Origin of the sequence: Xenorhabdus sp. IM139775 (assembly GCF_028598745.1) — a bacterium.
Taxonomy (GTDB): Bacteria; Pseudomonadota; Gammaproteobacteria; order Enterobacterales; family Enterobacteriaceae; genus Xenorhabdus.
In genome coordinates, this window is record NZ_JAQRFK010000019.1 from 40561 (window position 1) to 55491 (window position 14931).

12 protein-coding genes are annotated in these 14931 nt (G+C 43.3%); 7 read left to right on the forward strand and 5 right to left on the reverse strand.

The genetic code is table 11. From position 1 onward, the window contains the following. From PSI17_RS06480 to PSI17_RS06495, 4 genes are all read left to right on the forward strand, one after another. Entirely contained in the window at positions 1-933 is a 933-nt protein-coding gene (locus PSI17_RS06480) for a ChaN family lipoprotein (RefSeq protein ID WP_273551189.1), read from the forward strand. A gap of 112 nt (positions 934-1045) precedes the next feature. Beyond that, positions 1046-1849, forward strand: coding sequence for a TonB family protein (locus PSI17_RS06485; protein ID WP_273551190.1), 804 nt, complete (start codon positions 1046-1048; stop codon positions 1847-1849). A gap of 120 nt (positions 1850-1969) precedes the next feature. Next, positions 1970-4024 carry a S9 family peptidase gene (locus PSI17_RS06490; RefSeq protein ID WP_273551201.1) on the forward strand — a complete coding sequence of 685 codons (2055 nt, stop codon included), beginning with the start codon at positions 1970-1972 and terminating at the stop codon, positions 4022-4024. Positions 4025-4151: 127 nt separating this feature from the next. Next, on the forward strand, positions 4152-6419 hold the full coding sequence (locus tag PSI17_RS06495) for a TonB-dependent receptor domain-containing protein (protein ID WP_273551191.1): 2268 nt from the start codon (positions 4152-4154) through the stop codon (positions 6417-6419). Between the two features lie 197 nt (positions 6420-6616). Here PSI17_RS06495 and PSI17_RS06500 read toward each other — a convergent pair whose 3' ends face one another. The 3 genes from PSI17_RS06500 to xseA form a co-directional block, all read right to left on the reverse strand. Beyond that, entirely contained in the window at positions 6617-6850 is a 234-nt protein-coding gene (locus tag PSI17_RS06500) for a hypothetical protein (RefSeq protein ID WP_273551192.1), read from the reverse strand. Positions 6851-7039: 189 nt separating this feature from the next. Then, complete coding sequence (locus tag PSI17_RS06505) at positions 7040-7261, reverse strand: hypothetical protein (RefSeq protein ID WP_273551193.1); 222 nt, start codon at positions 7259-7261, stop codon at positions 7040-7042. A gap of 308 nt (positions 7262-7569) precedes the next feature. Continuing rightward, on the reverse strand, positions 7570-8937 hold the full coding sequence (gene xseA / locus PSI17_RS06510; RefSeq protein ID WP_273551194.1) for an exodeoxyribonuclease VII large subunit: 1368 nt from the start codon (positions 8935-8937) through the stop codon (positions 7570-7572). 173 nt (positions 8938-9110) lie between these two features. Here xseA and guaB point away from each other — a divergent pair, with 173 nt between their 5' ends. The 3 genes from guaB (at position 9111) to lysC (ending at position 12518) form a co-directional block, all read left to right on the forward strand. Continuing rightward, positions 9111-10577: an IMP dehydrogenase gene (gene guaB, locus PSI17_RS06515; protein WP_273551195.1), complete on the forward strand. Its 1467-nt coding sequence runs from the start codon at positions 9111-9113 to the stop codon at positions 10575-10577. 78 nt (positions 10578-10655) lie between these two features. Further along, on the forward strand, positions 10656-12233 hold the full coding sequence (gene guaA / locus PSI17_RS06520; RefSeq protein WP_273551196.1) for a glutamine-hydrolyzing GMP synthase: 1578 nt from the start codon (positions 10656-10658) through the stop codon (positions 12231-12233). A gap of 102 nt (positions 12234-12335) precedes the next feature. Continuing rightward, a complete protein-coding gene (gene lysC, locus PSI17_RS06525; protein ID WP_273551197.1) occupies positions 12336-12518 on the forward strand; it encodes an Rz1-like lysis system protein LysC in 183 nt (60 codons plus the stop codon). A gap of 1048 nt (positions 12519-13566) precedes the next feature. Here lysC and PSI17_RS06530 read toward each other — a convergent pair. Further along, positions 13567-14316 (reverse strand): SDR family oxidoreductase, encoded by a 750-nt coding sequence (locus PSI17_RS06530; protein WP_273551198.1) that lies wholly within the window; start codon positions 14314-14316, stop codon positions 13567-13569. Positions 14317-14319: 3 nt separating this feature from the next. After that, positions 14320-14799, reverse strand: a complete 480-nt coding sequence (locus tag PSI17_RS06535) for an MFS transporter (RefSeq protein ID WP_337927206.1) — start codon at positions 14797-14799, stop codon at positions 14320-14322. Positions 14800-14931: the final 132 nt, after the last annotated feature.

The following is a 14931-nucleotide window of genomic DNA, read 5'->3' on the forward strand; positions in this document are numbered from 1 at the left end:
ATGAAAACTTTTACCCGTATAAGATCGACTTTTTTGACCGGTTCTTTCCTGCTTGGCAGTTGTATTCTCGCGGGTTGTACCGTCACGCCAGACAGTGCTCAAAAGAGTGCCAAAAATAGTGCCCAAAATAGCGCCCAAGTCATTCTTCCTGATGAGTTAATGCAATCGGGTGCCGTGCTAGATATGAAAACAGGCGCAGCAATCACGCCAGATCAACTGCTGGAACAATTGGCGAATTATCCGCGTGTTATTGTGGGTGAAAAACATGACAACCCTTACCATCACCAAATCGAGTTATGGTTAGTGCAACAACTGGGAAAAAAGCGTCCTCATGGTTCCGTATTACTGGAAATGATTAACCCGGATCAGCAAGAAAAAGTGAATAAAGTGAAAAGCTGGTTGCAGGGGAATCCGATCGTCAGGCAAGAACGCATCCAACAATTATTGGCGTGGCAGCAAGGCTGGCCGTGGGAATGGTACGGTGATTTAGTCATGGCGCTGATGAAAGCCCCTTATCCCTTGCTGGCGGCAAACCTGAATCGCCGTGAAGTCGATCAAGCCTATAAAGATCACCGGGCTGGAGACAGAACTTCACTGGTTTCTGATGATGTCAAAAAACGCATCGAAGCAACGATTAAAAATTCCCACGGTGGAAATATCGATGAGCAACACCTTTCTGCCATGACCAAGATTCAGCAAATGCGCGATCAACGCATGGCTGAACAATTGGTTAAAGCACCCTCACCGGCTGTGTTATTTGCAGGTGGGTATCATGCGGTAAAAGCGATGGGAGTCCCTCAGCATGTGAAGAAAATCGCGCCAAATGAAAAAGTAGTTGTATTTGTCATTGCTGAACAGGGTGTTTCATTGGATAGCGAATATGCTGATTTTGTCTGGTTTACGCCAAAAGTGAGCGAAAAGATAACCCAATAATGTTAATTATCACAAGGATGTGAGGAGCAAATAAATAAAAATAGTTTTCATTTATATATCTAATTGATTATCATTCATGGCAATTTATTATTGACATAATGTGCTATAAGAGATGCTGACGTACACCACGTATCAAAATGCTCACACAGGCCATGTGACAAAATCTTTTTTTGCTGCGATCACACTGCACGCTTTGTTCGTAGGATGGCTGATCCACAAACCCAAAGATATCGATATTGAGGAGTTTCTTCCTCCTCCCGCGGTGATGGTGGAACTGTCAACGCAGACGGAAGCCATCCATAAAATACACGTACAGCCGATTGGCATTGAACAGCAGCTATCTGTTGCCAGTAAGCAGCAAGAAAGCAAAGTTGATGAAATTAACATGCCAAAATTAGAGGTAAATGAAAACGCCCTGCTGTTGGTGAATAAGCCGAAGAAACAAAAGAAAGAACAAGATGCACCCAAGAAAACCCAGCTCGTTAAGCGAGTGAAAGCCAAAGAGCAAGAAAGCGAAAAATCTCGCAGTAGTGCTGCGCCAACGACCAGTAGTGCAAAGGCGAATAATGTCACCGCTCGCACGGCTGCATCATATGAAAGTAGCTCTGACGCCATTGCGGATGCCAAAGCCGTTTGGCAGGCAGAAATCACGGGACACCTGAACCGCTATAAAAAATATCCGCCCGATGCCCAGAGAAGAAAGCGAACAGGGCGGCCGATGGTGAAATTTACGGTAAACCAACTGGGCACCGTGATCGACAGTGAATTAACGCGACGTTCAGGCACTAATTCACTGGACAGGGAAGCGAGGATGGTGCTGGAAAGGTCACAGCCTTTACCTAAGCCACCCGACGTCATTTTAACTCATGGCAGGATCACCGTTGAACTGCCGATAGATTTTTATTTATCTCAATAAAAATACAGGATTGATGGCATGTCACAGCATAAGACAGCGAAAAGAATGGTGCTTGGCTTTTTGCTCGTTGGTAGTTTATTGGGTCACAGTGTTGCCACTACCGCAATGGAGGAAAATAGGATGCTACCTATGGCCACAAAACAGCCGCATAAAATAGAAACGCACGGAGATGTTCGTGTTGATAACTATTATTGGCTACGTGATGACAATCGTCAGGATAAAAACGTTATTGATTACCTAAAGGCGGAGAATCAATATACCGGGCAAATGCTGAAATCGGGCCAGGAATTGCGTAAAACCCTCTATAACGAAATGGCTGACAGAATGAGTAAAGAAGATCAGTCCGTTCCTTATACCTATAATGGGTATGTTTATCGTACCGTTTACGAGGCAGGAAAAGATTTCCCCATTTATCAACGCAAGCCGGTTGATAGTTCAAATGATTGGCAGATTATGGTTGACGGCAATGAGCGGGCAAAGGGCCATACGTTTTATCAACTGGGCGGATTTGCGGTTACATTAGATAACCAGCGGATTGCTGTGGCGGAGGATACCCAAGGTCGCCGTAACTACAAGATCTCGTTTAAGCATTTTGCCGATGCCGACTGGCAGGATAATGTGATAGAAAACACGTCCGGCAATATTTTGTGGGCGAACGATGGTGAAACGCTATTCTATGTGCACAGGGATCCACAAACATTACTGCCTTATCAGTTATTCCGCCATCAATATGGCACTGATAGCCAGCGGGATCAAAAAGTCTATCAAGAAGAAGATGAGCGCTTCTATCTGTCAATTTCGGAAAGTACCTCACTGGACTATATTTTGATTTCGAGTACCAGTTATTCGAGTTCGGAATATCGGCTGATTGATGCCAATAAGCCACAATCAGAACCGCAGGTTTTTTCTGCTCGTCAGGCGGAGCGTGAATATGACCTCGACCATTTCCGTGGGCAATTCTATATCCGTTCTAATCATGAAAATCCCTTATTTGGCCTGTATCGGACAAATGCTATCAATAAACCTTGGGAAACTGTGATTACGCCACAGGAAAATACCGATCTGGAAAATTTTGCCCTGTTCAACAAGGGGTTAGTTTTACAGGAACGCACGAAAGGATTGTCATCAATCCGCCAGATTGATTGGCAAACGCAGCAGGAGAAGCGTGTTCAATTCGATGATCCGGCCTATATGGCATCATTGGGTTATAACCCAGAACCCGATACCCATTTCTTGCGCTATAGCTATTCATCAATGACAACACCCAGTTCCGTATTCCAATGGAATATGCAAACGGGTGAACGCGAGTTATTGAAGCAACAGGAAGTTAAAGGGTTCAGCAAAGAAAATTATGCCAGCCAGCGTATTTGGGTAACAGCGCGGGATGGCGTGGAAGTGCCGGTTTCTCTGGTATACCGCAAGTCCTTGTTTAAAAAAGGTGAGAACCCGATCCTGATTTACGGTTATGGTTCTTACGGCATCAGCATGGACCCTTATTTTAGTTCAGCACTGTTAAGTTTGTTGGATCGTGGATTTGTCTACGCATTAGTGCATGTGCGTGGTGGGGGGGATTTAGGTAAAAATTGGTATCTGCAAGGGAAACTTGGGAACAAAATGAACAGTTTCCACGATTTTATCGATGTGACCAAGACCCTGATTGCGGATGGTTACGGTAATAGCAAGCGCGTCTATGCAGAAGGTGGCAGTGCGGGCGGTTTATTAATGGGCACGGTGATTAATCAGGCGCCAGAACTTTATCGTGGCGTCATTGCAAAAGTACCTTTTGTGGATGCGTTGACCACGATGCTTGATTCATCCATTCCATTAACCACGGGTGAATATGAAGAGTGGGGTAATCCAAATAATAAAGAAGATTACTTCCATATTAAATCCTATAGCCCTTATGACAATATTCAGCACCAGCGTTATCCTCATTTGTTGGTCACGACAGGTTTGCATGACTCTCAAGTGCAATATTGGGAGCCGGCAAAATGGGTCGCGAAATTAAGGGAAATGAAACAAGGCGATAGTCTGCTACTGTTAGAGACAAATATGGATACCGGTCATGGTGGGAAATCAGGGCGGTTTAATCGTCTGAATGATATCGCCTTCGATTACAGTTTCTTATTAATGTTGGATGATGCTAAAACGTATTTTCCAGAATTAGAAGACTAATAAAAAATAGCCAATAATGACTCAAGGCGCTGATAACTTTTATCAGCGTCATGGGGTTCTTATTACGCAAATTTGTGAAGCAGTGTGAGTAGTCAATCAAAACTTTTTTAATTTAGGTGATATTTTAATGAAAACTGTGGCAAAAATAGCTGGAGCCAGCGCAATGCTGATTGGGCTTCAGGGCATCGCTTATGCTGAAAATGATAATACAAAAGAAAAAGTCGTGCGATTCAGCAGCCTGAAAGTTTCAGGCTCTCAAGATAATAAGAATGCACCTCAGATTGAAGCGATGGAAAAACCCGGAGCTTATAGTTCTGTGGGCGAAGATAATAAATTGGAATCTGTGGACAGCATATTACGCAGTTTGCCGGGGACTTACACTCAACTGGATGCGAGTCAGGGGCAAGGCGTTGTGGGTGTTAATATTCGCGGTTTAAGTGGTTTCGGTCGCGTTAATATGATGGTGGATGGTGTCAGCCAAAGTTTTTATGGTTCAGCGCCGAGTGAATTTGGACATGGAAACCAGCCTTATAACCAATTTGGCGCTTTGGTTGATCCTAACTTTATTGTGCGAGTAGATATTGCCCGTGGGCAAGCTGATGACGCTGATTCTATTAATGCTTTGGTAGGAAGTGCCAATTTCCGCACCATTGGTGTTGATGATGTTGTATTCGAGGGCAATAATCTGGGCGTTCGCACTAAATGGACCTATGGCAATAATGGCATCGGTCGAAGTGGTATGATGGCTGTTGCAGGAAAAACACAGGCATTCAGCCCAGAAGGTTCTTTAGGCGCTTTATTCGCTTTCAGTGGACATAATATTGAAGCCCATTATAGAAATGCCGATGGTATCAGTAGTGAGGAATTTGGTACAAGCAACACATTCAAACAAAAGCCCAATTCTCAATTAATGAAATTAAATATTAAACCCAATGAGTTTCATGATTTGGAATTAAGTAGTCGTCTTTATCATAATAAATTTAACCGTCGTCATATTGATAACTATGATTATTATTTGAAATATCACTACACCCCGTTTACTGAGTTAGTAGATACTAAAATTATGATCAGCACCAGTAATGGTCAACAACGTTTGCAAGATCGTGCAACGGGAGTATTGAGCGCGAGTGAAGCAAAAAGTCGCTCCGATTCTATCAATATCCGTAATACCAGCCGATTCAATTATGCTGATACTGATTTTGCATTCACGCTTGGCAGCAAATGGATGCGAACTGAATATCGTAAAAACATTGGTACCAGTTCGCCGGATGAAAAAACAGATGGTGAAATGCGTGAAAACAATGGATTTTCCCCAAGTGGTAAGCAAGATATTGCCAGCATTTATAGTAAGTTAAAAATTGAACGTGGCATTTACACTGCTGATCTGATGCTAAACTATCAGGATTATAGTGTAAAAGGATTAAAACCTGCCTGTGATAAACGTATCAATTGTTTCCCGCGAGGGGAGGCTCAATTAAATTTAAAAGAGCGTGGATTTAATCCAAGTATTTTATTGTCGGCGGAAATTATTCCTGAATTTCAACCATTTGTAAGTTATACCCATTCAATGCGGGCACCGAATGCTCAGGAAATATTTTTTTCCAATGAAGGCGGCAATTCTATTAATCCATTCCTGAAAGGGGAAAAGGCAGAGACCTATCAAATTGGATTTAATAGTTATCGTCCAAACTTAATCGTGGAAGGGGATTCATTTCGCCTGAAAGCGACTATGTTTCATACCAAAATTAAAAATTACATCTTTAGTGAATCTTATCTGCTCTGTGCAGAAGGGCGAATTTGTAAGAATGATGGAACACTGACAGATGGAGACTGGTCTGGTATTGATCCTAATTTCAATATGTACATTTATAGTAATAGTTTGACACCAGTCACTATGCGTGGTTATGAGCTTTCAATGAATTATGATGCGGGTATATTTTACAGTACGTTAGCATATAGCCAGCAAAAAACACAGCAGCCAATTTCAATCTCGTCAGTTATTTTCGGTGCAAGTCCTGCATCTCAATTGCCGGAACGCTATGCAACTCTGGATATGGGAATACGCTTATTTGATGAAAAAATGCGTATTGGCGCTATTGCAAAATATACAGGAAAATCTTCTCATCAGGATGCTTCAATGGAATTGAATGAAGAAGGTTTTATGCCAGTACAAATGTTAAAGGATGATAAAATACCGACTATTTTTGATTTATATACAGATTATGAGATTAATAAAAATATTTTAGTTAAATTTTCCATTCAAAATCTAACTAATCGAAACTATTCTGATGCTTTGAATCGTATGAATTCATCAGCATTCTTAGCAGAACAAGATACTAAAACCCAAACCGCGCGCGGCCGAACCTACGTTATGGGAGCAGAAATTCGTTTCTGATATTTTAATAGAGCTTAAATAGCCACATAAAAATAGCGGTGAATCTTCACCGCTATTTTGCTAAATCTATTTTATTTTTCTCTTGCTTTTATAATTTGCATTATCTGAAAATTAAGACACTCTGTATGTAATCTTGTTTTTGATTGGTATCAATATGAATTTGATTAATTATAAATAATATAGGTGTGTAATATTAACTAACTATCTACATTGGGATTAGATATGGACAATATCAATTCAATATCTGAAATTGCCACATCTATAGATTTATTTATTATTGTTAGGGTGTGTCTGGAAATAATGTTAAAATATTTCAATAATTTAAATATATCTTTAAGTAATCTTCCTATATTATCGAGGGCATCATTGATATCTGACAACATCTGTTCACTGAGAGCTAAGCTCGTTGTTGCATTTGTTAACTCTTTCATGGCTACCTCGTTATTTAATTATTGTGTGTGATTTTACTGCTAAGTGTGGAATGAAAATATTGTTAGTTGGGCAGGGAAAAATAATTGAGAAAACCTAATTTAATTGTCGATAGAGAATAATAAGAGCTATCCGGACAAATAACCACGCCAGAAAATTTACCAGAGTGGTTATTTATTTATAAGTTCTACTTAACCAAGTAGAGTACCAATGATTTTTTTAATAGCCTCAGCCAAATCACTTATGATGGTGGTGACGATTTTCACTGTGTCATTTGAAATAACATCAGCATCATTCAATATTTTTAATAACCCATTGATTGTTCCTGCGATATTGCTAATAAGAATTCCTATATCACCAGCCAAACTTGGATCAATAGGTTGACCTGTTTCTGTTGGAATTGAATCTGTCATAACTACCTCACTACTTAATGTTGTGTGTAATAAAACATGCTGATCCATCCCCATGTATTGGAGGAATCAACTATTTCTTTAGAAATTCATATTTATTATTAGATTGTTTTAAATATAATGCTTGGTTGCTCTATTTGAGAGTTTTAGGTATTTACGCGAACCTATTTCCCAATATAACTTGGCGAAATAATTTCATCAACAAACTAAGTATAGAATAAAGATAACATTCATCAACCAGAAAAATAGAAAAAAAGCTGTGCAGGGGGCAATTTTCAACATAACCCCCTAATTAATCGAATATACCCAGACTAATTTAATTTCTTTCTTTTGCTGACCTTTGTCACCTGCGTCACCTGACTCTCAACCCAACCATCCTGCAAGCGTGTTTTCATCTTATCCCCCGTTTTTACCTGCTTAACCTGCTTTAACAACTTCCCGCCAGATACCTCGCTGATGCTGTAACCGCGACTCAATGTTGCCAGCGGGCTAACAGCCTCCATGCGCGAACAGGAAACAGCAAATTTTTCCCGATAACGCCCTAATTGTCGTTCAATGGCCTGTTTTAAACGAAAATCAAACTGTTGGACAGATTGATTGTAATACTGAATGTCTCGCTCAGGGTGGATTTGCAACAACCGCTGATTTAACTTCTCATAGGAAATTGAGTGCTGTTTTAGACAATGTAATAAGCTATCAATCAATTTTTGGCGTAACTCAGCAAAATAATTCTGCTGACGTGCCAATCGCAAATCAGGACGTTGCTGCCGGAGACGGTGTTGCAATAGATTAAATACCCGTTGTTTCCGGGCAAAGAAATAATCCATTGCCATTTCAAGACGTTGTTGCAGGGATTGTATTTGCCGCAATAGCTCTGTCTGGTTACGGCTGACTAACTCAGCCGCCGCAGAAGGTGTCGGGGCACGTAAGTCAGCGACAAAATCTGCAATGGTGACATCGGTTTCATGTCCCACAGCACTGACAATAGGGATGTCGCTCTGAAATATCGCCTGCGCAACTTGTTCATTATTGAAACACCACAAATCCTCCAGCGAACCGCCGCCACGCCCGACAATCAGAACATCACACTCTTGGCGTGTATTTGCCAGTTCAATTGCCCGGATAATCTGTAATGGCGCTTCATCGCCCTGAACAGCGGTAGGGTAGATGATAATGGGCAAGGAAGGGTCACGGCGTTTTAAGATATTCAGAATATCGTGCAGGGCTGCGCCACTACCGGAAGTGATAACACCGAGTCGTTTTGCCGGCGAGGGCAGTGGTTTTTTATGAATTTGATCAAATAGACCTTCTGTAGAGAGTTTTTGCTTCAACATTTCAAATTGCTGTTGCAGCAAACCGTCCCCGGCAGGCTGGATACTTTCCACAATCAGTTGATAGTCACCCCTGGGCTCATACAGGGTAATTTGTGCCCGAACCAATACCTGCTGCCCATTTTGTGGACGAAACGTTGCTTTCAGGTTGTGACTTCGAAACATGGCGGCACGAATTTGTGCTCGTTCATCTTTTAAGGTGAAGTACCAATGCCCTGATGATGGCTGAGAAAAGTTGGACATTTCGGCGGATAACCAAATTCTGCCCATTTCCAGCTCTAACAACTGGCGAACAGTTTGATTTAAACGGCTAACAGAAAAAATTCCGGTCTGGTTTGGTCGTGACATGTGAGCTAGATCAAATTTTAAAACAAGGACTTAATCGACAGATATTAATCTCATCATACGACTAAGCAAGAATTTTTTTCAAAAAAGGCTGGAGGCAACCGATTTCGGCCTGTATAATGCCGCGGCAATATTTTATCCCTCTTATTGCTCCATAGCCTGGTGAGATATTGCCCATGTTACGAATTAGAAAAGAAGCATTAACTTTTGACGATGTATTATTGGTTCCTGCCCACTCCACAGTCTTGCCTAATACAGCAGATTTGTCCACTCAATTAACTTCCACCATTCGCCTGAACGTACCTATGCTTTCTGCAGCCATGGATACCGTGACGGAATCTTCACTGGCAATCGCATTAGCACAGGAAGGGGGCATTGGCTTCATTCATAAAAATATGTCGATTGAGCGTCAGGCGGAAGAAGTCAGTCGTGTCAAGAAACATGAAAGCGGGGTCGTGACCGATCCGGTAACTGTCACGCCACAAACCACGCTGCGCGAAGTCCATGAGCTGGCTGAACGTAATGGCTTTGCGGGTTATCCGGTGGTAACAGGAGCAAACGAGTTGGTGGGGATCATTACCGGCCGTGATGTCCGTTTTGTGACTGATCTGGATCAACCCGTGACTGCGGTGATGACACCTAAAGAACGTTTGGTGACGGTAAAAGAAGGCGAAGCGCGTGAAGTGGTTTTGCAGAAAATGCACGAACAACGTATTGAAAAAGCGCTGGTTGTTGATGATGAATTCCACCTGCTTGGCATGATTACGGTGAAAGATTTCCAGAAAGCGGAACGTAAGCCAAACGCATGTAAAGACGAAGAAGGCCGTTTGCGTGTTGGTGCTGCGGTTGGTGCAGGTGCTGGCAACGAAGAGCGGATTGATGCCTTGGTTGCTGCGGGGGTAGATGTACTGCTGATTGACTCTTCCCACGGCCATTCTGAAGGGGTATTGCAGCGTATTCGTGAAACTCGCACTAAATACCCTGATTTGCAAATCATCGGCGGTAACGTCGCGACGGGTGAAGGCGCCAAGGCGCTGGTAGACGCGGGTGTAAACGCAGTGAAAGTGGGTATTGGCCCAGGTTCTATTTGTACGACCCGTATTGTTACCGGTGTGGGTGTTCCTCAAATCACTGCCATTGCAGACGCGGTTGAAGCGCTGGAAGGTATTGGCATTCCGGTTATTGCGGACGGTGGTATTCGCTTCTCTGGTGACATCGCTAAAGCGATTGCAGCGGGAGCATCATGTGTGATGGTGGGTTCTATGCTGGCAGGGACAGAAGAATCGCCGGGTGAAATTGAACTCTACCAAGGCCGTTCGTTCAAATCTTACCGCGGCATGGGTTCTCTGGGCGCAATGTCCAAAGGCTCTTCTGATCGTTATTTCCAGACTGATAATGCGGCTGACAAACTGGTTCCTGAAGGCATCGAAGGTCGTGTGGCTTACAAGGGCCTGTTGAAAAACATCGTCCACCAGCAGATGGGTGGCCTGCGTTCCTGTATGGGGCTGACGGGTTGTGCAACCATTGATGAACTGAGAACGAAAGCAGAATTTGTTCGTATCAGTGGTGCAGGTATTCAGGAAAGCCACGTTCATGACGTGACGATTACTAAAGAATCACCAAACTACCGTTTGGGTCTGTAATCTATTTAGGGTGGCCCATCATCGGGCCACTGATTTTTATTTTTTAATTGCCACTTGTTTTTTTGGAACTCACCTCAAATGACAACTAATATCCATCAGCATCGCATTCTGATCCTTGATTTTGGTTCGCAATACACTCAACTTATTGCCCGCCGCATTCGTGAAATTGGTGTTTATTGTGAACTTTGGACATGGAATGTCACTGAAGAGCAAATCCGCGAATTTAACCCGAATGGTATTATCCTTTCTGGTGGCCCAGAAAGCACAACCGAACACGATAGCCCACGCGCGCCGGAATATGTATTCAATGCGGGTGTGCCTGTGCTGGGTATCTGCTACGGCATGCAAACCATGTCCATGCAACTGGGAGGGCAAGTTTCCAATTCTGATGAGCGTGAATTTGGTTATGCGCAGGTTGAGATCAAAAATAACTGTGAATTGTTCCGTGATATTCAGGATGCCCTGAGCGAAGATGGCAAACCTTTGCTGGATGTATGGATGAGTCATGGTGATAAAGTCACCGCTATTCCGGCTGGTTTTACAACGGTTGCCAGTACGGATACCTGCCCGTTTGCCATTATGGCCAATGATGAAAAACGTTTTTATGGTGTGCAATTCCATCCAGAAGTGACTCACACCCATCAGGGTCTGAATATCCTGCAACGCTTTGTGCTGGATATTTGTCAAAGTGAAGCGCTGTGGACTCCGGCTTCTATCATCGGCGATATCGTGGAACGTCTGCGTGCGCAGATTGGCGACGATCACGTTATTCTGGCGTTGTCTGGTGGTGTGGATTCTTCTGTTACTGCATTGCTGCTGGATCGTGCGATTGGCAAGCGTTTGACTTGCGTCTTCGTAGATAACGGCTTATTACGCCTGAATGAGGCAGATCAGGTAATGGAAATGTTTGCAGGTAAATTTGACCTGAACATTGTTCATGTTAAAGCGGAAGATCGCTTCCTGTCTGCATTGGCGGGCATTGATGAGCCAGAAGCTAAACGCAAAACCATCGGCCATGTCTTTATTGATGTGTTTGATGAAGAAGCATCGAAACAAACTCAGATTAAATGGCTGGCACAGGGCACCATTTATCCAGACGTCATCGAGTCAGCGGCATCTGCAACCGGCAATGCCCACGTGATTAAATCTCACCACAATGTGGGTGGATTGCCAGAAGATATGAAACTGGGTCTGGTTGAACCGCTGAAAGAGCTGTTCAAAGACGAAGTGCGCCGTATCGGTCTGGAGCTGGGACTGCCATATGAAATGCTCTATCGCCATCCATTCCCGGGTCCAGGTCTTGGTGTTCGCGTATTGGGTGAAGTGAAGAAAGAGTATTGTGATTTATTGCGCCGAGCTGATGCTATCTTCATTGAAGAACTGCATAAAGCGGATCTGTACCATAAAGTCAGTCAGGCATTTACCGTATTCCTGCCGGTTCGTTCTGTGGGTGTGATGGGTGATGGCCGTAAATACGACTGGGTTGTGTCCCTGCGTGCGGTAGAAACTATCGACTTTATGACCGCTCATTGGGCACACCTGCCATATGATTTCTTGGGTCGTGTATCGAACAGAATCATTAATGAGGTTGATGGTATTTCGCGGGTCGTTTATGACATCAGCGGTAAGCCACCAGCAACCATTGAGTGGGAATGATATAAAGCCCCCTAAACCTCACCAAATCATTATCGATTTATAATTAAGACCCTGATTTTAGGGTCTTTTTTTCATTTTTTCACCAAAGCATCCCCTATCAGCATGACATTCCTGACGGTATCTTTGTTCGCTGACTGTTTGCCTCCAGTCATTCCCGACACCATGACATGGAGTGACAGCCTCATGTTGAATGTGCAACTATTGGCGGTTATTGAGCAGTGTAATCTGGATAAGCGGGCGATACGAGAGATTGAGAAGAATACCCTGTCACCTCAGAACAAATGATTCTGGGGTTGCAGGGGTATATAAGGATGCAGTGTCAGTCAGATTCTGAGTAATCAGATTTGTTACCCTATACCTGTTTGCATGGAAATCAATACGGGGGATTCGCAACCCATGCTCGTTTTATTGCGGGTAAAACGTTTTTTTCATAATCGGGTAAGCTCCGAACATTTGGGTAACGTGTCTGTAGGTATCTAACACCGCTGGTTGCGAGAGCGCGAGTAAATCCAAGAAGGTATAGATATTTTTCTACATTTGGCAAATTAATATAAGGTTCATAAGCTAAGTCGAGAAACCTTGCCTTAATGGTTAAAACTCCGGTTCTATCCGCACTTAAGAATCTACATTCAATTAAGTAAGCTAAATATACGTCAAGAATACCAGCACCGAGAGAATGAGTTTGTGAATGCATAATGCTCGCTTGAGCAGGGGAAACTCGTCTGTTCTTCACAAGGGGATAATTAGTTCTAAATGGATCTCGCGGGTTTATCGGCATAACCACCTCCAACAAAAACGAACATATTCACAACAACTCATACCCCCATTTCCACCCAACAACAAGCGAATAAACCTTAACAATTAGTTACCCTATGAAATTAGTAGCGACCAAGAAAGTAAATCTTCCTGTAACAGAAGCACCAACCATGACCAGTCTGGAAATGGTGGATTACATCAATGCCGATAGAAGGGGTCAGTTTGGATATCGAAAATTATTGTACGTTAAGACTACATTGTGACCAATTTTACGAGCGAGAGAACTATTTTTAGGATGCTTTTCTTGTATCTTGAGGTGGTAGCACTTCAAGCTGGGCGTGATGCTTCGTACGGGAAACAGAATATGGCGTACTGATTTTTTCCTGTATGGCTGAGGAACGCTAACGGGTATACACACAACAAATTGTTGCATGCAACATTATGTGTTCTATAAAGATAGGGCTTCCCACCATTGATAGGGGAAGCATTATATGCATACAACGGCTTTTAAGAAGGACCACAAGTCACCGTAATGGGTGACTTGTGGTCCTCTACCTCGTGAGCATGCTTATAGACCTTATTTCCCACCGGCCAAATCTATAAAACTGCCCGTCACGTAAGAAGCCTCATCAGACAATAACCATGCTATAGCCTGAGCCACTTCTTCCGGCTGGCCGCCGCGCTTCATCGGTAGACTATCTTTAACCCGGTCGACCCGGGCCGCCTCGCCGCCATCGGCATGCATGTCGGTATAGATAAAACCAGGACGAACGGCATTGACGCGAATACCCTGCCCGGCGACCTCGAGAGACAGACCAATAGTCATTGTATCGATGGCACCTTTTGATGCCGCATAGTCTACATACTCATGCGGAGAACCAAGGCGAGATGCCGCAGAAGAGACATTAACGATAGCGCCACCTTGCCCACCGTGACGAAACGCCATACGTTTGACTGCTTCACGCGCACAGATAAAACTGCCGCTGACATTAGTCGCAAACAATCTGGCTAAACGCTGTGCGTCTGACTGTTCTATTGACGCTTGAGGCATTAATATTCCGGCATTGTTAACTAATCCTGAAACTGGTCCTAATTCTTTATCTATCTGCTGAAATAACGCCACAATTTGTTCTTCCTTAGAGATATCTGCCTGTATAGCGATGGCCGTACCACCTGTATGACGAATTTTTTCTAAAACCTCATGAGCGCAGTCTTTACGTGTGCGGTACCCAATACAAACTTTATGTCCTTTATTTGCCAGATATATTGCCGTTGCCCGACCGATACCACGATCGCCGCCAGTTATCAAGGTAATGTTATTTATCATGTTTTATTCATCCAGTCTTATTCTTATTTTTTTCTTATTTGTCAACATTAAGGCTGCAATGTACAGGCAAAATAGCGACATGACGAAAAATACGCCTTTTCCCCACAATTCCAGCAACAAGCCACCAACAAACGGTCCTAATGAGAGTCCAAGTATTACTAATGTTGAGGCACCTAAATAAGCGCCCCGATAGCGTTCCGGAGCCAGACGATCTAGTAGAATGCTCAAATTAGGTAACAGAATGGCCTCCGCAATGCTGAAGATCACTGCACATCCACCCCACCAGAGTGGACTTGCCGTTTCGTTGAACCCAAATAGTATCTGGGAAACTGCAAAAATCAGCGCCCCAATTGTAATGCGCTGCTCAGGTGGTGTATTTGCCAGCAATGGTATCAGATACAGTTGGGCTACCATTACGATAATAGCGTTGGTGACCAAAATAACTGTCACCAAATCGACTGCACGTGCAGCGTCCAGGGTCAATAAATATTGCGGTACGACTGACTCTATCTGTGCGTAAACTAGTGGTACATACTTTAATTAATAGCCTTATACTGTTTTCCCACGGTAAAGCCATTTAAAAGGTTTGGCTAGTACCCGATTGTAATAGTCGAT